Consider the following 19730-nt stretch of genomic DNA (forward strand, 5'->3'; position numbering starts at 1 on the left):
TTAGAGGTTCACAAAGGCGAGGTATGCGATGTCCCGCATGATCCGTTTCCACAAGTTCGGCGCTGCCGATGTGCTCCGTTGCGAGGAGCAGACCGAACCGTCACCCGCTGCCGACGAGGTTCAGATCCGCGTCCAGGCGGTTGGCGTCAGCTGGTATGACGTGCTTTGGCGCCAGAACCTGGCGCCGTCCCAGGCACGCCTGCCTGCGGGGATCGGCCACGAAATGGCCGGGGTGGTGACGGCGGTCGGTGAAGGGGTCGAAGACATTGCCGTCGGTGATCGGGTTGCCAGCTTCCCGGCTACCAGTGCCAACGACCACCCGGTGTATGGTGATGTCATCGTGCTGCCGCGCTCAGCCATTACCCGCTATCCGGATGTACTGACCCCGATCGAGGCCAGCGTGCATTATACGCCGCTGTTGATCGCCTATTTCGCCTACGTCGACCTGGCGCGGGCCAAGGCCGGGCAGACTGCGCTGGTCACCGATGCCAGCCATTGCGCCGGCCCTGCCTTCGTGCAGCTGGGCAAGGCATTGGGGCTGAAAGTGTTTGCGGCCACCAAGGAAGCGGATCAGCGTGAGTACCTGCTGGGCCTGGGCGCCGACAAAGTGATTGTCACCGAAGAGCAGGACTTGCTGCTGCAGGTTGGCAAGTATACCGATGGCCGCGGCGTGGACATGGTTCTCGATGGCATGGGCGGCCCGCAGATGTCGCTGCTGGGCGACGTGCTGGCACCGCGTGGCAGCCTGGTGCTGTATGGCCTGCAAGGCGGCAATCAGACGCCGTTCCCGGCGTGCGCGGCTTTCCAGAAGAACATCCAGTTCTATGTGCATTGCATTGGCAACTTCACCGGCAAGCCAGAACTTGGCATCAGCCAGGACCAAGTGGCCTTGCAGCGCGCCTTGCGCGACATCAACCAGTTCACCGCCGACCAGTTGCTGACACCGCAGATCATCAAGGTGTACCCGTTCGAGCAGGTGGTAGAGGCGCATCGCTACATGGACCAATGCCCGTGCGGCGGGCGGGTGGTGCTGGACATGGCACAACACTGACGGTTGCATGCGTTACTGGAAAACCCGGGCGAGTCCCGGGTTTTTTTGTCTGCGGGGTGGGGTTGAAATATTAAAAATAGGAACGTTCCTACAATTGAATGTGACAAGTACTACATCTAAGTGGATTGGTTTTTAAGTGTCGTAAATATTTCGCCAAATAATCTGGCTTGAACGCATTCGCCATGCGCTTCAATGTGCACCCGTACTTCTGGTGAATGGTTTTTTTACCGCTATCTGTATCTTCAATTCGCTCTGCATCCCTCGATAATGGCCCGGTAGTAGTTTGCGCAAGGAGCGTGAAATGAGCATGGCTATGCCCAGGCGAAGGCAATGTGCGTTAGCGATAGAGCATCGTGGCGGAGGGCTTTTCTCGATGGCTTGGCGACAGTGAAGGGTTACGTCATTACTTCCATTTGATTGTAGGAAATTTCTTCTGGGTAGTTTTGGCACAGGTTCAAGCTCAATACAGTGGGCTCGGCATGTGTCGGCTGAATGAAGTGGGTGAGGTGATTTCGTGACAGCTATTCACGACCAGGCAATGCATTACGTCTACGAACAAGTGCTTGAACGCTTGCTGAGCCACATGTCACAGTCGCAGCGTGCTTCTCTGCAGTTGCTGATACAACGGCTGCTGGTTGCGGCAGGCGGGCTCGAGTACATCGGGACCTTCCGCTTGCAGGTGTTGCAGGGCGGCGATCGCAACAGTGCCAGGCTGTTGGCGATGCTGCGTGCCGCACAATTGAGTATCGCCCTGCGTGCGCCGGTAACCTTCCAGCTGCGGGTGCTGGTGGTCAGTCTACCGGTTGCGGACAGCGCCAGGCTGGACGCGCATGAGCGCAGCTTCAGCGCACTGTTCATGCAGGATGACCTGCGGGTGCAGCTGCAGATGATCGAGGGTGGCGCAGTGGTACCGTTTCGCCGCCAGCCCTCGGCCAGGCCCGAGCGTTGGGCACTGGCGAAAGACGCCTTGTTGATGTTCGGCCACTTGGTCGACGCCAGGCCTGAAGCCTTGCTGGGTAGCCGTCTGCACCTGGAGTTGGCGGGGGCTATAGGTTTTGCCTTGCAGGCACAGGCACCTGCCGATGCATTGGTCACCGCCATACCCGGTGCCCAGCGGCGCCGATACCTGGCATGGGCCCGGCGTAGCCTGCGCCTGTCCGGTGAGCGCGGCCCGTATGCGATGCACCAGTGCCTGGCGGTGCTGGCCCAAGGTCTGGGCCGGTTGCACGGGCTTGTCGGGGGCGCCCCCACTAGCCAGCCGGCATTGGGCGACGCAACGGAAAGGGAGATGGTGCGGCTGATTGCCCTTGATGACCTGCTACCGTACGTGGTCGAAGCACAGCCGCTTGATAGCATGCTGGCTTTTAGCATCGAGAACGCCCCGAATGCCTGGCCACTGTCGGCATTCGTCGATCCGCAAGCCGCAGTACAGTTGCATGAACTGCGTGCACGCAGCCTGGATCCCCAGTCCAGCCGCCCCGCGTTGCGCCTGGCCGGGCAGTCGGGCGGTAGCAAGCAACACGAAATGCATCAGTCGCAACTCGGCAAAATCTACGGCATCAATCAGACGCAGCTGGTGTGCTTGCTCTTCAGCCCTTTTGCCCGGCAAGGGAAGAACCTTGAACGTTTCCTGCAATGCCGGCATGCCGACATGTTGGTGGCGTTGCCGTATCTTCACCGGGCGTTGCAGGGCAAACCCTGCCCAGATGCGGTGAAAGCCTGGCTGGTGAACACCAGTGGCCTGCCGCTGGTGCAGTTGCGGGCGATTTATAGCGGGCAGTTGCCGCTGACCGCCTGGCGCCTGCTGAACAACCTGGCCCGCCGCGACGTGCACTTGAGGTTGATGCCTCGGCAGGCGTCGGGGCTGAGGCGCGGTTTTGTGGGGTTGTCCTGATGGGGCGAGTGGCCCCCGGCGAGTTCGCGTATCGCCAGGTATATCGCTACCTGGAAGCCTTGATCGACCAGGCGGCAAGCGGTGGTCCATGCCGCTTGCCGTCACTGCGCACACTGTCGCGACGGCTGCGGGTGTCGTTGGCAACCGTGCAGAGTGCCTACAGCCTGCTGGAAGAGGAGGGCCGTGTACGCTGCTTGCCGAGGTCGGGTTATTACGTACAACACGCCGGCACAGTGCAAGCGGTGATCACGCCCTGCCTGCCCCCCCCCGTGCAACCGCTGCTGGAACGTGCCCTGTTTGGCCACGAACGGCGTTTCGCCCGCCAGCGGGACCGCAGCGTCGAGCCTTGGGGGGCACTTGGCAGCACCCGCCTGCGCAGTGCATTGGCAGAGCGCTATACCCGTTCTTCCAGCCAGTACTGGTGTCGCGATGACGTGCAACTGGCACCTGATGTGCCGGCGTTGCTGGAGACGCTGCTGGCGGCGCTGGCCTTGCAGGGCGGTACCGTGCTGGTGCATTCACCCTGTTGCCGGCAAGTGCTGCGCGCCCTGACGCGTGCAGGCATGCGTGTGCTAGAGGTACCACCGGATGCCCGTGGTAATCCGGACCTGCACAACTTGGCCACGCTGCTGGGGAGCGAGCCTGTAAAGATGCTGGTCATGCCATCGTGCCTGGGCATGCCGCAAGGGCGGCTGGTTTCACCGTACTATCAGCAACAGCTTGGCCTGTTGCTAGGCCAACACCCTGTTTGGCTGCTGGAAAACGACCTGGACAGTGAGCTCTGTTACAACGGGCCACCCAAAAAGCGCCTGCGCGACTGGGTCGACCCGCGCTGGCTGCTGGTGATGGGCACGTTCGAGCCTGCGGTAGGGGCCGAAGCACCGTATGCCTATGTGTTGAGCAAAGACGCCGTGCTGGCCAAGGCGTTCGCCGAACGTGCGTTTCGGCTTGCGCCACTGCGTCTGCAGGCGCTTGCGCATATGCTCGGCAAGGGGGAAATGGACGTACAACTGGTACACCTGCGCACAGACCTGCAAAGGCGCACTCACGGCCTGGCGCATGTGCTTGAGCTGCAATTTGGCCAACAGGTGAGGTTTGAGATGCCGCAAGGTGGGCACATGCTGTGGGTATGCTTTCGCCAGCCGCTGGTATGGGAGCGTGTTGCCGCAGCCTTGGCAGGTTCAGCGTTGCATGCGCTACCGGGCGCGCAGTTCTGCCTGCAGGGGCGTTACCCGCAATACTTGGCGTTGATGTGGTCGGGCGGGCTGCCGGACGACCTGCACCAAGCGGTGGAGCGTTTGGCGCAAGCGCTGGAGCAAGGCTGTCGGCGCCGTGCCCGCTTCTCACATTGAAATCGAAGTGCCTGCAAGGGCAGCACAGGGCTGCGCTTGCAGGCGGTGCAAGCGTGCGTGTTGCTCAGTGTTTTTCCTGCCCTTGGCGCAGGCGGGTGCTGACCAGTGCCGCCACTACCAGCAACGCAGCAATGACCCACAAACCATTGCGGGTGCTGCCGGTGGTCTGCTCGATGAGCCCCATCACCGAAGGCCCGACGAAGCCGCCAAACAGACCGCAGGTGGTAACGAAGGCCAGGCCGGCCGCCAGCGCATTGCCGCTCAGGCGGCTCGAGGGGAAGACGAAGATGATCGATTGCACCACGAACAGCATCAGCGCCGTCAGGGAGAACCCGATCAGGCCAAGGAACGAGTTGGCCAGCGAGGCCAGCAGCAGCCCGGCCGCCATGGTCAGCAGGCCGAAGAACAGCAAGGTGCGGCAGCGGCGTGGTGAGGTGGCCAGCCGTGGGAAGGTGGCGGCACCGATGGCGGCGGCAACCCATGGCACCGCAGTCAGCAGGCCAACCTGGAAAGGCGAAAGCGCAGCGTATGTGCCGATAATACCCGGCAAGAAGAAAATCACCGTGTAGATGGTGATCTGGTGCACGAAGTACACCACGATCGCCAGCCAGATCTGCCGGTCGCGGAACATCTGTCCCAACTTGCTTTGCTGTGGCGCACCAGCCCGCTCCGCAGCCAGGCGGCGTTCGATATCCTTGGCATCGGCAGCCGACAGCCAAGGCGCCGATGCGGGGCCGTCCGGTAGCTTCTTCCACACCACGAAGGCCAAGGCCACGGCGGGCAGGCCCTCGAGTACGAACAGCCATTGCCAGCCATGCCAGCCAAGTACGCCGTCCATTTCCAGCAGGGCACCGCCCAGTGGCCCGCTGAGGATATTGGCCAGGCACACGCCCAGCAGGAAATACCCCGTCGCACGGGCGCGCTGTTCCCGGTCGAACCAGTAGGTCAGGTACAACATGACACCCGGGAACAGGCCCGCTTCGGCTACGCCCAGCAACAGGCGCATGATGTAGAACGAGGTTTCACCCTGGACGAAGGCCATGCCCGCCGAAAGCAGACCCCACGTAATCATGATGCGGGTGATCCAGAAGCGCGCGCCCACCCGATGCATGATCAGGTTGCTGGGCACTTCGGCCAGCGCATAGGTAAGGAAGAACAGGCCGGCACCCAGGCCGTACGCCGCTGCCGACAGGCCCAGGTCGATGCCCATGCTGGCTTTCGCCAGGGCGATGTTGGTGCGGTCAAGAAAGCTCATCACATAGACGACGATGAGCAGTGGCATCAATTTGCGCAACAGCAGGCCGTTCAGGCGCTGCTCTGTGGTGGCGGCAGGGGCCGAAGCCGCTGCACGGGTGAGGGTTGTCATTGTTTTTTTCCCCGTGAAATGTGCTGGTGACGTGTCGCGTAACCGCGACACGCCAAGGTCTGTGAGTCAGGAGCGGTTGATGTCGAGCCACACGGCGCCGTTGGGGTACTGGTAGCGCTCCAGGGTTTCGGCGTGCATTTCGATGCTGTAGCCCGGGCGTTGTGGCGGCATGTAGCGCCCGCGGCGTATCACCACCGGGTCGATGAAGTGCTCGTGCAGGTGGTCGACGTACTCCAGCACCCGGTTGTGCAGCGAGGCAGACACTGCGATGTAGTCGAACAGGGCGATGTTCTGCACATATTCGCACAGCCCGACGCCACCACCGTGCGGGCACACCGGTACGTTGTACTTGGCCGCCATCAGCAGCACGATCAGCACCTCGTTCAGGCCGCCCAGGCGGGCAGCGTCCAGCTGGCAGAAGTCCAGCGCACCGGCCTGGAACATTTGCTTGAACATGACACGGTTGTGGCAATGTTCACCGGTAGCCACGCCAATGGGCGCGATGCGCTGGCGAATGGTGGCGTGGCCGAGAATGTCGTCCGGGCTGGTCGGCTCTTCGATCCACAGGGGTTCGAAGGCGGCCAGGCGGCGCATGTTGGTGATCGACTCCTCGACCCCCCACACTTGGTTGGCATCCATCATCAGGGTGCGCTCCCAGCCGATTTCGTCGCGCAGGATACTGGCGCGGCGGATGTCTTCTTCCAGGTCGGCACCGATCTTCTGCTTGATGTGGGTCCAGCCATCTTCCACGGCCTCGCGGGCCAGTTTGCGCATTTTCTCTTCGCTGTAGCCCAACCAGCCTGGCGCGGTGGTGTAGCCGGGGTAGCCCTCACGCAGCATCTGCGCCTCGCGCTGGGCTTTGCCTGGCGCCTGGCGTCGCAGCAGGGCAATGGCTTCTTCGGGGGTGAGCACGTCGGTGACATAGCTGAAGTCCAGGCAGCGCACCAGTTGCTCCGGCGTCATGTCGGCCAGCAGTTTCCACACGGGCTTGCCTTCGTGCTTGGCCCACAGGTCCCACACGGCGTTGATGATGGCGGCCGTGGCCAGGTGGATCACGCCCTTTTCCGGGCCCAGCCAGCGCAGTTGGCTGTCGCTGACGGTAAAGCGGTGCCAGAAGCCGCCCATGTCGGCGGTGATTTCATCGAGGGTGAGGCCGACGATCAAGGGCGCCAGTGACTGCACCGCCGCCGCGCATATCTCGTTGCCGCGGCCGATGGTGAACGTCAGGCCGTGGCCTTCGAGGGCCTCGGCATCGGTGTGCAGCACCACATAGGCCGCAGAATAGTCGGGGGCGCTGTTCATGGCGTCTGAGCCATCCAGCGACAGTGAAGTGGGGAAGCGGATGTCACGTACGCTGAGGTGGGTAATACGAATGCTCATGGTCGGCTCTTGTTCTGTTCAAGCACTGGGAGCGCTGACTGTAGGTTGTCGAGCGATACAGGCATAATCGCCAAATCTTAACCAGCGATACCGGATTCGATATGTCTCGCTTGCTGCCCGATAACGCCCAGGTGCCTGCCAGCCTCGGCGCACTGAAAATCTCCAGCCGGCAGATCACGCTGCTCAATGCATTGGGCGAGTTTGGCAACCTGCGCCGCGCTGCGGCAGCGATGCACACCACGCAACCGGCGGCCAGCCTGTTGCTGCAGCAACTGGAGGAGCGTCTTGGCGTACGTTTGTTCGAGCGTTTGCCAAGGGGCATGCAAGCAACGCTGTACGGCGAGGTGATGATCCGCTACGCACAGAACGCGTTGCATGAGTTCGAACATGCCCAGGCGCAAATCGCCGAGCTGGCGCGCGGGGCCTTGGGCCTGGTGCGGGTGGGTAGCGTCATGGGGCCGGTGCCGGGCGTGCTGACCAAGGCGATACTGGCTTACAAGCACGACCACCCCAAGGTACGCATCGCCCTGGAAGTGGGTACCAGCGATACTTTGCTGCCCGCCTTGCTGCGCGGTGACTTCGACATGGTGGTGGGGCGCCTGCCGGAGCAGAGCGACAGCCAGGCGCTGAACATCGAGCTGTTCGAAGGCGGTGAGCAGATGCGCGTGATTGCCCGCGCAGGCCACCCCTTGGCCCGCGCCACCGGGCTGCAGTTGGCCGACCTGGTGAGCTTGACCTGGATCCTGCATCCCATTGGCAGCCCGATGCGCCGCCGTGTCGAAAGCGCACTGCAGGCCGGCGGCATGGTGCAGTCGCTGGACATCGTCGAAACCGCCTCGATCCTGGCGACCACGGCCATGCTTGAAACCTCTGAAATGATTGCAGTGGTGCCCAACGACGTGGCCGAGCATTATGCCCGCTATGGCATGGTCGCCATCCTGCCGGTGGAGCTGCCGCTGGCCATGGCCAACCTCGGTGTACTCACCTTGAGTTCACGGCCCCACTCGGTTGCCCTCGATACTTTGCTGCGCTACTTGCGGGCGCAATGACCTTCACCCTGCATGAGGCCCTGCGTCTATGCCGCCGGACATGACCCATTCCAGCTTTTGCAATTGGATCCGCTACAAGCACCTGGTGCTGATCGACACCCTGGCGCGCACGCGCAACATGCATGCAACCGCCACCCGCATGAACCTTAGCCAGCCGGCCCTGAGCAAGATGCTGCGCGACCTTGAGGAGCAGTTCGGCTTCGCCCTGTTCGAGCGCCTGCCGCGCAGCATGCCACCTACCGAACTGGGCGAATACGTAGTGCGTTACGCACAGGGTGCGCTGGCCGAGTCGCAGCAGTTCGTCGACCAGGTCAACCGCTTGCGCAACGGCGGGCACGGCTTTATTCGGGTTGGCGGTATCTTTGCCGCGACTGCATTGGTTCTGCCGCAGGCCATCGCCGCCATCAAGGCGCGCAGCCCGTTACTGTCGATTGAGGTGGTGGAGCACTCCAGCGATCACCTGCTGGCCATGCTCGAGCAGAACAAGCTGGACATCATGATTGGCCGCTTTACCGAGGAACGCTACAGCCAGCTGTTCGACTTCCAGCCCTTGGAGCCCGAACCTTTCAGCCTGGTGGTGAACAGCGAGCACCCGCTCAACCTGCTCGACAGCACCCCCCTTGAAGCGCTGGGCGACTGGCCGTGGGTGCTGTATCCGGTGGGCACGCCGATCCGCAACCGCCTGGAGCAAGCGTTCCGGGTGGCCGGTATCGCCACGCCTGCCGACAGCGTCGAGACTATCTCCATGCCGATGTTCCTGCAACTGCTGCAATCGGCACCGATGATTGCCATGTTGCCGCGCTCGATGGTTGCTGCACAGCTGGCCAGCGGGCAATTCAAGGAGCTGAGCAGCCCCTTGCATGTACCTGCGCTGGAGTATGGCGTGGTCACCCGTAAGGATGAACCGCTGAGCGCTTCGGCCCGGGCGTTTGTCGAGATCCTGCTGGAGGGCGCACAGCGTCGCAGGGCCGTGCAGAGGTAGCCCCGAGGGCCATATGGCGCCGCCCTCATGGCCCCCAGGTGATTGATGATCAGGTGCTGAAATCCGCTTGCGATAACGCCAGGTTATCGCTTGATCGGATCATCTCATTGGGAATGCCACGCAAGGCTTCTTAAAGTGGCCACAGCCATAACAAGAAGTCAGCCGCACCGCCCTGAGAGGTCCCATGCAACTGATTGCCAAATCCGGTGACCCTGCCGTCATCCGCTTAAACCCGCTGGACAATGTACTGATCGCCCGTCAGCCGCTGCCGCAAGGCCTGCGCCTGGAAGCCGAGGCGATTACTGTGCGCCAGCCTATCCCTTCGGGCCACAAGCTCGCCACGGTTCGTGTGGAGCAGGGCCAGCCGCTGCGCCGGTATGGCCAGATCATCGGTTTTGCATCGCAGGCCATCGACGCTGGCGACCATGTGCATGTGCACAACGTCCAGATGGGTGATTTTGCCCGCGACTATGCCTTCGGTGTTGATACCCGCAGCCAGCCGGGCAGCGCAGCGCAGTTCCAGGGCATCGTGCGCGCCGATGGCCGGGTCGCCACCCGCAACTACATCGGCATTCTCACATCGGTGAACTGCTCGGCAACGGTGGCCCGGGCGGTGGCCGACCATTTCCGCCGCGACATCCACCCCGAAGCGCTTGCCGACTACCCGAACATCGACGGGGTGGTGGCCCTGACCCACGGTGCCGGCTGCGCCGTGGACCCCAGCGGCGAAGCCCTTGGCCTACTGCGCCGAACCCTGGCCGGGTACGCCGTGCACCCCAACTTCGCGGCCGTACTGATCATCGGCCTGGGCTGCGAAACCAACCAGATCGAAAGCCTGCTGGAAACCCAGGGCCTGCAGGGCAGCGCACAGTTGCGTGCCTTCACGATCCAGGGCATCGGTGGCACCTCGAAAACCATCGCGGCGGGCATCGAGCAGGTTCGCAGCCTGCTGGCCGAGGCCAACCAAGTGAGGCGCCAACCGGTCAGCGCACAGCATCTGGTCGTCGGCTTGCAATGCGGCGGCTCCGATGGCTACTCGGGGATTACCGCCAACCCCGCACTGGGCAATGCGGTTGACCGTTTGGTGGCGGCCGGTGGTACCGCGATCCTTTCCGAAACCCCGGAAATCTACGGCGCCGAGCACTTGCTGACGCGCCGCGCGGTCAGCCGTGAGGTGGGGGAGAAACTGGTGGCGCGCATTCGCTGGTGGGAAGACTACTGCCAACGTATGAACGCCGAACTGAACAACAACCCTTCGGCCGGTAACAAGGCAGGCGGGCTGACCACCATCCTCGAGAAATCCCTCGGTGCGGTGGCCAAGGCGGGCTCCAGCAACCTGGTCGATGTGTATCAGTATGCCGAAGCCGTGCGCGCACAAGGCCTGGTGTTCATGGACACCCCCGGCTACGACCCGGTCTCGGCCACCGGCCAGGTGGCCGGCGGTGCCAACCTGATCGCGTTCACCACTGGTCGAGGTTCGGCATACGGCTGTGCCCCGGCGCCGTCGATCAAGTTGGCCACCAACAACCGGGTATTCGAGCACCAGCAAGAAGACATGGACGTCAATTGCGGTGGCATCGCCGATGGCTCCACCAGCATCGAGGAGCGGGGTGCTTACATCTTCGAGCAGATGCTGCGCATTGCCTCCGGGGCGCGCAGCAAAAGCGAACAGCACGGCTATGGGCAGAACGAATTCGTGCCCTGGCAGATTGGCGCCGTGACCTGATCGTCCGCTCCCGTCCCTTTTTTGAGGCAACCGTAATGACTCAAATCACACGTTACAACGTGCAAGCGCTCATCGCCTTTGTCGAGCAACTGTTCGTAAAGGCCGGTGCCGATAGCGAAGTCGCCCAGGTGGTCACCCGGGTGCTGCTCGAAGGCGAGCTGCTCGGGCACCGTACTCATGGCCTGAATCTGGTCAGCCGTTACATCGATGGCATGCTCAGCGGGCAGGTCAAGGCCCGCGCACAGGCACTGGAGCAGGTGTCGGACAGTGGTGTTTCCAGCGTGTTCGACGGCCATTATGTACTGGGGCCCTACTGCGTCAGCCGTGCACTGGACTGCGCAGCCAAAGGTGCGGTGGCGCAGGGCATCGGTATCGCCGTGGTGCGCCGGGCTTCGCACATAGGTTGCTTGGCCGCTTATCTGAAGCCCTATACCGACCAAGGCCTGGTGGCCATGGTCTACTCGTCGGACCCCTCTGTGGCGCTGGTCTGCGCCCATGGCGGCGTGGAGCCGGTATACACCCCCAACCCGATTGCTGCCGGTATACCGACCCAGGGCGAGCCGATACTGCTGGACGTCAGCATGTCCACGGTCACCCTCGGGTTGGTGGGCCAATGCCGCGATGCCGGCAGCCGCCTGCCGCACCCGGTGCTGGTGAGCAACGACGGGCAACTGAGTGATGACCCGCGTGATTTCTTCACTACCCCGCCAGGCAGCATCCTGCCTTTGGGGGGGCAGGCCTTTGGTCACAAAGGCTTCGCCCTGGCGCTGCTGGTCGAAGCCCTGACCTCGGGCCTGGCCGGTCATGGACGCAAGGACGAACCCACCCAGTGGGGCGCCTCGGCCACTGCCGTGGTCATTGACCCACGCTTCTTCGGTGGCCTGGAGGCGTTCACCCACGAAACCAGCTTCCTTGGCCGCCTGATCCTGGCGAGCCGCCCGCTCGATCCCGAACGCCCGGTACGCCTGCCCGGGCAGGCCGGCCTTGCCCTGCGTCGCCAGGCACTGGCGCAGGGCGTGAGCCTGTCGCCACAGTTGATGGCCGACCTCGACCGCCTGGCCGGGCTGCTGGAACTGCCGACATTTTCCCAATAATGCACAGTAAGGGTACACAGATGACTGATGAACGATCGAACACCCATCAACCGCTACCGCTAAGTTGTGATGCCAGCGTGTTCGACAGTGGCAGTTGGGTAGGGCGCGTCTGGTTGCCGGAACAGGGGCCGGCGGTGGTGCGGGTGAAGGCTGGCGCCGTCTACGATATCAGCACCCATGTGGCGACGGTCTCGGCGCTGCTTGAAGTGGACGACCCGGCCGCTTACCTGCGTGGCTTGCCGTTGGCCGAGCCGCTCATCGCGCTACCGGCGTTACTGGCCAACAGCGACCCCGCCCGGCGCGACCCGCGCCAGCCATGGCTGTTGGCACCCATCGACCTGCAGGCGGTGAAGGCCGCTGGTGTGACGTTCGCCACCAGCCTGCTGGAGCGTGTGGTTGAAGAGCAGGCCAAGGGCGACCCGGCCAAGGCCGATGCTATCCGTGACACCTTGGCCAGCCGGATTGGCGCCGACCTGTCGCAGATCGTGCCGGGTTCGGCCCAGGCCGAAGCGCTGCGCAAGGTGCTGGTGGAGCAGGGCCTGTGGTCGCAATACCTGGAAGTGGGCATTGGCCCGGATGCCGAAGTGTTCACCAAGGCCCAGCCGCTGTCGGCGGTTGGCCATGGCGCGGACATCGGCATCCACCCCAAGTCCAGCTGGAACAACCCGGAGCCGGAAGTGGTGCTGGCGGTGTCCAGCGATGGCAGCATCAAGGGCGCCATGCTCGGCAACGACGTCAACCTGCGCGACTTTGAAGGGCGTAGTGCCTTGCTGCTGTCCAAAGCCAAGGACAACAACGCCTCCACTGCATTGGGGCCGCTGCTGCGGCTGTTTGACGAAAGCTTCGGGCTGGACGACGTACGCGCTGCCGACGTGGACCTGCGGGTCGAAGGTGAAGACGGTTTCGTGCTGTCGGGTCGCAGCTCCATGCGCCAGATCAGCCGCGACCCGCAAGACCTGGTGCAGCAGACGCTTAACGAAAACCATCAATACCCCGACGGCCTGGTGCTGTTCCTTGGCACCCTGTTCGCGCCCAAGCAGGACCGCGACCAGTCGGGTAACGGCTTTACCCACAAGCCGGGCGATGTGGTGAGCATCAGCAACCCGCAACTGGGTACCCTGTGCAACCGCGTGACCACCAGCGACCTGGCCCCGCAATGGGCGTTTGGCCTGCGCGCGCTGATCGACAACCTTGGCCGGCGTGGCCTGCTGGAGGTTGCAGCCACTGCACGCAGGCCCTGAACGACAGGCTGCGCCAGGGAGGGGCGCAGCATCAACGAGGGATCGTCAAGGCGCTGACAGCGCGGCAACAATAATAATAAAGGTCGACACATGAACCCTATGAAGAAGTACCAGCGCATCACCGTCGTGTTCCTGCTGCTGATCGGCATCGTCAACTACCTGGACCGTAGTGCGCTGTCGATCGCCAACACCTCCATCCAGAAAGACATGATGATCAGCCCTTCGCAGATGGGCATCCTGTTGTCGGCGTTTTCCATCGCCTATGCCTTTGCCCAACTGCCGATGGGCATGATCATCGACCGCCTGGGCAGCAAGATCGCCCTCGGTGCCTCGTTGCTGGGCTGGTCGGTTGCCCAGGCCGCGTTCGGCATGGTCAGCAGTTTTGCCGGTTTCATGGGCCTGCGAGTATTGCTGGGGATTGGCGAGGCGCCGATGTTCCCGTCGGCCGCCAAGGCCTTGTCGGAGTGGTTCGATGCCAACGAACGCGGCACACCAACCGGCGTGGTGTGGTCGTCGACCTGTCTTGGCCCCTGCCTGGCACCGCCGTTGCTGACGCTGTTCATGGTCAACTTCGGCTGGCGCGGCATGTTCATCATTACCGGCGTGATCGGCGTGGTACTGGCGGTGTGCTGGCTGAGCTTCTACAAAAGCAAGGCGCGATACCTGGCCGAGCTGGCCGCCGAAGGCAAACCGCTGCCGGATGAGCACCTGGCGCCTGCGGCCTCGGTTCATGCGCCGAAGCCTTCCTACTTTGCCGGCTGGCTCGACCTGTTCAAGCACCGCAGCACCTGGGGGGCGGTACTGGGCTTCATGGGTGTGATCTACATGCTGTGGCTGCACCTGACCTGGTTGCCGGGTTACTTCGAGCGTGAGCACGGCCTTGACCTGTACAAGACCGCCTGGGTCGTGTCGCTGGCCTACGGTTTTGGCGCGGCAGGTACCATCGTTGCCGGCCGCTTCTGCGACTGGCTGGTAAAGCGTGGCATGAGTGTTCTGGGCAGCCGCAAGTTCAGTGTCATCACCGGTCTGGTGCTGGCAGCACTGTTCACCTTGCCGCTGTCGTTCGTCACCGGCCTGACCGGCTGCATCATCCTGCTGTGCCTGGCGCTGTTCAGCATCAACATGGCCAGCGCAACGGCCTGGATGATCGTCAACACCATCGTCGACAGCCAGCGCGTGGCCTCGTTCGGTTCGATCCAGAACTTCGGCGGTTATATCGCCGGCTCTGTCGCGCCGATCGTGACCGGCTTCAGCATCCAGTATTCGGGCTCGTTCGCCACGGCGTTCATGATCAGTGCGGTGGTGGCGCTGTGCTCGGCGGTGGCTTACTTCCTGCTGCTGCAGGCGCCGCTTGGCAGCGTGAAGGCAGAGGCGGGGGACATGGTCACCGCGACGGAGTGACTCACGGTACTTGCCAGGCGTGCTAGTCTGTATGTATAACCAGTATTTGTTCCAGCCGCCTGACTCTGTATTTGTGATCGCTCATTCCGTCGACGACCCGTTCTACTACCTGCACAATTTCCGCCAGGTGCTGCTGTGGGTAGAACAGCGCTACCAGGACCTGCTCGATGAACAGGAGCTGGCGTTCATCCAGGCCTTCAACCAACTGGAGGCGCCAGCTCAGGCCTTGATGGTGCGCATGGTCATGCGCAAGGGCGAGTTGTTTCGCAGCGACCGGCTGGACTACGTCGAAATCGGCGATACCGTGCTGGCGCTGCAGCCGTTGCAGGCGCTCGGCTGGGTACGCGAGTCCGAGCAACTGGCGCTGGAGCAACTGTTCGCCTTGCTGCGCAAAGACGAGCTGGCCCATTGCTTCGCCCCGCTATTGACCCGCCCCCGCGCCGCCAAGCAGGACCTGCTGGCACAGCTGCAACCCTTGAAACTGGCTGCCCGACCACTGAGCGAGTGGTTCCCCGACAGCGAAGTACGCATTGTCCAGTGGTGCCTGCAGCCCCTGTGCGACCGCATGCGCTTGCTGTTTTTCGGCAACCTGTACCAGGACTGGTCTGACTTCGTCCTCGCCGACCTGGGGGTGCTGCGGTACGAGCAGGTACCGTTCAGCACCGATTCACGCGCCTTGCAGCAACGTGCCGAAGTCGACCTGGCCATGGCGCTGCACCAGTGCGCCGAGCGGCTGGAGCAGGGCGGCGACCCGCTGCCCATCCTCGCCGCCTTGCAGGGCCTGCACAGCGACAACCCCTGGCTGGCCCGGCGCCATGCGCGGCTGCAATTCGCCCTGGGCCAACACTGCGAGCGCCTGGCTGAATGGGACCTGGCCATGGCCGTGTATGCGCAGTGCAACCATGCCCAGGCGCGTATCCGCCAGGTGCGGGTGCTGGAGCGCAGCGAACAGTGGCCCCAGGCCCACGCATTGGCGTTGCAGCTGGCTGCGGCACCTGCCAATGCGCTGGAAGTGCAGGCGCTGGAGCGCATGCTGCCGCGCCTGGCGCGAAAACTCGGCGGCCCGCCACAGCGGCGCCAGCGGGTTGCGCCACTGGAGCTGATCGAACTCGAACTGCCCCGCGAGCACGCAGCACTCGGCGTGGAGGAAGCCGTCCGCCAGCATCTGGCACAAGCGGGAGGCCAGGCACACTACGTGGAGAACACGCTGTTCAACAGCCTGTTTGGCCTGTTGTGCTGGGAGGCCATCTTCGCGCCGGTGCCCGGCGCGTTCTTCAACCCGTTCCAGGCAGGGCCGCAAGACCTGCACGACAGCGACTTCCAGCAACGGCGCAGTGCGCTGTTCGATCACTGCCTCGGTCGGCTCGACGATGGCAGCCATCACCAGGCGATTCTCGACTGCTACAAGGCCAAGCAGGGTTTGCAGTCGCCATTCGTGTTCTGGTCCATGCTCAGCGAGGAACTGCTGGAACAGGCCTTGGCTTGCCTGCCAGCGGCCCAGTTGAAGCAGTGCTTCCTGCGCCTGTTGCAGGACATTCGCAGCAACCGTGCCGGCATGCCCGACCTGATCCAGTTCTGGCCCGAGCAGGGCCGTTATCGCATGGTCGAGGTGAAGGGCCCAGGTGACCGCCTGCAGGATAACCAACTGCGCTGGCTGGAATTCTGCCGGCAACACGGGCTACCGGTCGCGGTGTGCCATGTGCGCTGGTGCGACACACCTTGAGCTACAGCGTGGCGGTGCGCGCCTTGTGCGAGTTCAGTGCCAAGGTGGGTGACCTGGACCTGCGCTTCACCCCGTCGCCCACCGCTCAAGAGGGCATTGAAGGGCACCAGCGGGTAGTGGCACGGCGTGCTGCCGGCTACGAGTCGGAAATTACCCTCGAAGGCCAGTTCGAAACCCTCAAGGTGCGCGGCCGTGCCGACGGTTATGACCCGGCCAGCAATCGCCTGGAAGAGATCAAGACACACCGTGGCGACCTCGCGCGCCAGCCGGCCAACCACCGGCAGTTGCACTGGGCGCAGGCCAAGGTCTATGGCTGGCTGATGTGTCAGGCACGTCAACTGCCAGCCATTGAGGTGACGTTGGTGTACCTGGACGTCGACAGCGATGGGCAGACGCTGTTCAGTGAGCATTACACGGCGACTGAACTGCGGGCCTTCTTCGAAATCCAGTGTCAGCGCTTTCTGGGCTGGGCTCAATGCCAGCAACGACGTCTGGCCGAACGCGACCAGGGCCTTCAGGCACTGAGCTTTCCCTACCCACAGTTCCGCCAGGGCCAACGGCAATTGGCCGAAACCTTGTACAAGGCGGTGAGTACCGGCCGTTGCCTGATGGCCCAGGCCAGCACCGGCATTGGCAAGACCCTCGGGACCTTGTTCCCGCTGCTCAAGGCCATGGTGCCGCAGCAGCTGGACAAACTGTTCTTTCTTACGGCCAAGACGCCGGGCCGGGCGCTGGCGCTGGATGCCATGCGCCAGATTACCGAAGCAACGCCGCAGCCCGCGTTGCGCACACTGGAGCTGATCGCCCGCGACAAAGCCTGCGAGCACCCGGACAAGGCCTGTCATGGCGAGTCCTGCCCATTGGCGGCGGGTTTCTACGACCGCTTGCCGGCGGCGCGCGAAGCGGCGGCAGCACGGCCGCTGCTCGACCGCGCCAACCTGCGCGAAGTGGCCTTGGCACATCAGGTATGCCCTTACTACCTGGGCCAGGAGATGGCCCGCTGGGTCGACGTGCTGGTCGCCGACTACAACTACTACTTCGATGCGCATGCGCTGCTGTACAGCCTTGCCCAGCTCAACCAGTGGCGCGTTGCCGTGCTGGTGGACGAGGCGCACAACCTGGTCGAGCGTGGGCGCGGCATGTACAGCGCCAGCCTCGACCAGGGCCAGTTGCTGGCGTTACGCCAGAGCAAACCACCCGGGCTTGGCAGTGCGCTGGACCGGCTGAACCGCCAATGGAATGCACTGTATAAAGAGCAGCGTGCACCGTACAAGGCCAGCGAGTCGGTGCCCGAAGGCTTGCTGCGTACCTTGCAGCAGTGCATCGGGCTGATTCATGATCAGATGAACCAGGCGCCCGCACACTTGGACCCGCAGGTGTTGCAGTTCTTCTACCAAGCCTTGCAATTCACCCGGGTGGCCGAGCTGTTCGACGAGCACTTCCTGTTCGACATCAGCCAGCGCCAGGGCCCACGCAAGCGCCGGCTGGCCACGCTGTGCCTGCGCAATGTCACCCCCGCGCGCCTACTGGCCCCGCGCATGCAGGCGGCGCGTAGCGTGACGCTGTTTTCCGCCACATTGACCCCGCGGCATTTCTACAGCGACCTGCTGGGCATGCCAGCCGACACCGCCTGGCTGGAAGTGGCTGCGCCGTTTCGCGCAGAGCAACTTGAGGTGCGGATTGCCAGCCAGGTGTCTACCCGCTACCAGCAGCGTCACGCCTCTCTGGCGCCAATCGTCGAGCTGATGGCCCGGCAGTATGAGCGGATGCCGGGCAACTACCTGGCGTTCTTCAGCAGTTTCGAATACCTGCGGCAGGTGGCAGGGCTGTTGGCAGAGCAGCATGCGCAGATTCCGCAATGGGCTCAGGAACCGGGCATGGACGAGGCGGCCCGTCAGGCATTTCTCGATCGTTTTGTCAGCGACGGGCAGGGCATCGGCTTTGCCGTATTGGGCGGTGCTTTCGGTGAGGGGGTGGATTTACCGGGCACGCGGCTGATCGGCGCCTTTGTCGCCACTCTCGGGCTGCCGCAGGTCAACCCGGTCAACGAGCAGTTCAAGCAGCGCCTTGGGCGGCAGTTTGGTGCGGGGTTCGATTACGCCTATCTCTACCCGGGGGTGCGCAAGGTGATCCAGGCGGCGGGCCGGGTTATCCGAGGTGACCAGGACCGTGGCGTACTGGTGCTGATTGATGAGCGCTTCGCCGAGCCCCGGGTGCAGCAGATGTTCCCAGGGTGGTGGCCGACGGCCATTTAGTTGGCTGGCCGGCTTAGCGCCGTACGGGCGGCCCTCGACGCTGTAAATGGGTTAAGATCTGGCCCGTTCAGCTATAAGTCCCTGAATATCAAGATGATGGCACTGCTTCGGGTTCGAATGGCGTGCGCTTGAAACGTCATTGGCCCTTGTTCATCAATCGTTTCGACTTGCTTCAGATGCTGGCCGGCTCAATACCGGCCGCCGCTTCGCTACAGGATTCACGTTTTGTCCGATCTCTCCAACAATCCCCTGCTGCAGTACATGGCCCGCCTGGCCCCATCCAGCCAGCAAACCATGCGCTACATCCTTCAGGACGCCGCCGACCGGCTGGGCTTTGTCGACTGCAACATCGTCGATGTGCCTTGGCATCGGCTCGAACCCGGCCATGTGATTGCGCTGGTGGCTGCCCTGCGTGCCGACGGATATGCCCCCAACAGCTCGTCGCTGTACGTCAACGCGATTCGCGGGGTGATGAACGAGGCCTGGCGGCAGGGCCTGATCGATCATGAGCAGCTGTTGCGCATTCGCGAGGTCAAGCCGGCCACTGGCACTCGCCTGCCACCCGGGCGCAACTTGCGGCGCAGCCTGATTCGCGAGCTGATGGATGTGTGCGCGGCCGACCCTCGGCCGCAAGGCGTACGCGATGCCGCGATCATTGCCTTGCTGTACGGTACCGGCATGCGCAAGTCGGAGTCGGTCGACATCGACCTGAACCAGGTCGATTTCCAGGCGCGTAGCCTGCAGGTGGTGGGCAAGGGCAACCACCAATTGGTCAAGTATGCCCCGCCATGGGCATTCGAGAAGTTGCAGGCTTGGCTCGACCTGCGCCGCCAGGACCTGCCTGCCGGTGCGGAAGATGACCCGTTCCTGTTCAACCGCATCCGCCGTGGCAGCCACATTACCCGGGCGCGCATTACCAAACATGCCATCTACTACATCGCCCGCCAGCGCGGTGCGCAGGTGGGGGTGAAGATCATGCCGCATGACTTCCGTCGGGCATTCATTACCCGGGTGATCGAAGAGCACGACCTGTCGATTGCGCAGAAGCTGGCACACCATGCCAATATCCAGACCACGGCCATCTACGACCGGCGCGATGACAACGAACGCCGCCGTGCGGTGGACCGCTTCGACTACTGAGTCTTGATGTATTCGGGGCCGCTTTGCAGCCCCGATTGCATTTCTGCTGGCACCGAAACAGGGCCAGTGCGCGCCC

At 63.2% G+C, this 19730-nt stretch carries 14 protein-coding genes; 12 read left to right on the plus strand and 2 right to left on the minus strand.

The window, feature by feature from the left end; translation table 11 throughout:
- Positions 1-28 precede the first annotated feature (28 nt).
- The 3 genes from APH36_RS13005 (at position 29) to APH36_RS13015 (ending at position 4297) form a co-directional block, all read left to right on the plus strand.
- The gene (locus APH36_RS13005; protein WP_060498952.1) at positions 29-1051 is read left to right on the plus strand and encodes a zinc-dependent alcohol dehydrogenase family protein; all 1023 of its coding nucleotides are present in this window, start codon (positions 29-31) and stop codon (positions 1049-1051) included.
- A gap of 514 nt (positions 1052-1565) precedes the next feature.
- Positions 1566-2945 (plus strand): hypothetical protein, encoded by a 1380-nt coding sequence (locus tag APH36_RS13010; RefSeq protein ID WP_060498953.1) that lies wholly within the window; start codon positions 1566-1568, stop codon positions 2943-2945.
- Complete coding sequence (locus APH36_RS13015; RefSeq protein ID WP_060498954.1) at positions 2945-4297, plus strand: GntR family transcriptional regulator; 1353 nt, start codon at positions 2945-2947, stop codon at positions 4295-4297. Before APH36_RS13010 ends, APH36_RS13015 begins: the two co-directional genes overlap by 1 nt.
- Positions 4298-4361: 64 nt before the next feature.
- On the opposite strand, the gene APH36_RS13020 is transcribed toward APH36_RS13015, so the two are convergent.
- Together APH36_RS13020 and APH36_RS13025 are read right to left on the minus strand one after the other, a co-directional pair.
- Positions 4362-5663: an MFS transporter gene (locus tag APH36_RS13020; RefSeq protein ID WP_060498955.1), complete on the minus strand. Its 1302-nt coding sequence runs from the start codon at positions 5661-5663 to the stop codon at positions 4362-4364.
- 66 nt (positions 5664-5729) lie between these two features.
- The gene (locus APH36_RS13025; protein WP_060498956.1) at positions 5730-7043 is read right to left on the minus strand and encodes an L-fuconate dehydratase; all 1314 of its coding nucleotides are present in this window, start codon (positions 7041-7043) and stop codon (positions 5730-5732) included.
- 101 nt (positions 7044-7144) lie between these two features.
- Between APH36_RS13025 and APH36_RS13030 the strand changes: the two genes are divergently transcribed.
- The 9 genes from APH36_RS13030 (at position 7145) to xerC (ending at position 19654) form a co-directional block, all read left to right on the plus strand.
- Entirely contained in the window at positions 7145-8092 is a 948-nt protein-coding gene (locus tag APH36_RS13030) for a LysR family transcriptional regulator (protein ID WP_060498957.1), read from the plus strand.
- Positions 8093-8120: 28 nt separating this feature from the next.
- Positions 8121-9074, plus strand: a complete 954-nt coding sequence (locus tag APH36_RS13035; RefSeq protein WP_060498958.1) for a LysR family transcriptional regulator — start codon at positions 8121-8123, stop codon at positions 9072-9074.
- Between the two features lie 184 nt (positions 9075-9258).
- Complete coding sequence (locus tag APH36_RS13040; protein WP_060498959.1) at positions 9259-10800, plus strand: UxaA family hydrolase; 1542 nt, start codon at positions 9259-9261, stop codon at positions 10798-10800.
- A 35-nt stretch (positions 10801-10835) separates the two neighbouring features.
- Positions 10836-11894, plus strand: coding sequence for an Ldh family oxidoreductase (locus tag APH36_RS13045; RefSeq protein ID WP_060498960.1), 1059 nt, complete (start codon positions 10836-10838; stop codon positions 11892-11894).
- Between the two features lie 20 nt (positions 11895-11914).
- Positions 11915-13135 (plus strand): fumarylacetoacetate hydrolase family protein, encoded by a 1221-nt coding sequence (locus tag APH36_RS13050; RefSeq protein WP_060499046.1) that lies wholly within the window; start codon positions 11915-11917, stop codon positions 13133-13135.
- 99 nt (positions 13136-13234) lie between these two features.
- Positions 13235-14536 carry an MFS transporter gene (locus APH36_RS13055; protein ID WP_060498961.1) on the plus strand — a complete coding sequence of 434 codons (1302 nt, stop codon included), beginning with the start codon at positions 13235-13237 and terminating at the stop codon, positions 14534-14536.
- A gap of 73 nt (positions 14537-14609) precedes the next feature.
- The gene (locus APH36_RS13060; RefSeq protein ID WP_060499047.1) at positions 14610-16259 is read left to right on the plus strand and encodes a VRR-NUC domain-containing protein; all 1650 of its coding nucleotides are present in this window, start codon (positions 14610-14612) and stop codon (positions 16257-16259) included.
- Positions 16256-18514: an ATP-dependent DNA helicase gene (locus APH36_RS13065; RefSeq protein ID WP_060498962.1), complete on the plus strand. Its 2259-nt coding sequence runs from the start codon at positions 16256-16258 to the stop codon at positions 18512-18514. The genes APH36_RS13060 and APH36_RS13065 overlap by 4 nt, the downstream gene beginning before the upstream one ends.
- A gap of 225 nt (positions 18515-18739) precedes the next feature.
- Positions 18740-19654 (plus strand): tyrosine recombinase XerC, encoded by a 915-nt coding sequence (xerC, locus tag APH36_RS13070; protein ID WP_060498963.1) that lies wholly within the window; start codon positions 18740-18742, stop codon positions 19652-19654.
- Positions 19655-19730 lie beyond the last annotated feature (76 nt).

It is taken from the genome of Pseudomonas sp. NBRC 111133 (genome assembly GCF_001320605.1).
In the GTDB taxonomy this organism is placed as follows: Bacteria; Pseudomonadota; Gammaproteobacteria; order Pseudomonadales; family Pseudomonadaceae; genus Aquipseudomonas; species Aquipseudomonas monteilii.

Coding starts and splice junctions, on each gene's coding strand:
- APH36_RS13005 (WP_060498952.1), top strand. CDS start 29: ATGTCCCGCATGATCCGTTTCCACAAGTTCGGCGCTGCCGATGTGCTC.
- APH36_RS13015 (WP_060498954.1), top strand. CDS start 2,945: ATGGGGCGAGTGGCCCCCGGCGAGTTCGCGTATCGCCAGGTATATCGC.
- APH36_RS13020 (WP_060498955.1), bottom strand. CDS start 5,663: ATGACAACCCTCACCCGTGCAGCGGCTTCGGCCCCTGCCGCCACCACA.
- APH36_RS13025 (WP_060498956.1), bottom strand. CDS start 7,043: ATGAGCATTCGTATTACCCACCTCAGCGTACGTGACATCCGCTTCCCC.
- APH36_RS13030 (WP_060498957.1), top strand. CDS start 7,145: ATGTCTCGCTTGCTGCCCGATAACGCCCAGGTGCCTGCCAGCCTCGGC.
- APH36_RS13035 (WP_060498958.1), top strand. CDS start 8,121: ATGCCGCCGGACATGACCCATTCCAGCTTTTGCAATTGGATCCGCTAC.
- APH36_RS13040 (WP_060498959.1), top strand. CDS start 9,259: ATGCAACTGATTGCCAAATCCGGTGACCCTGCCGTCATCCGCTTAAAC.
- APH36_RS13045 (WP_060498960.1), top strand. CDS start 10,836: ATGACTCAAATCACACGTTACAACGTGCAAGCGCTCATCGCCTTTGTC.
- APH36_RS13050 (WP_060499046.1), top strand. CDS start 11,915: ATGACTGATGAACGATCGAACACCCATCAACCGCTACCGCTAAGTTGT.
- APH36_RS13055 (WP_060498961.1), top strand. CDS start 13,235: ATGAAGAAGTACCAGCGCATCACCGTCGTGTTCCTGCTGCTGATCGGC.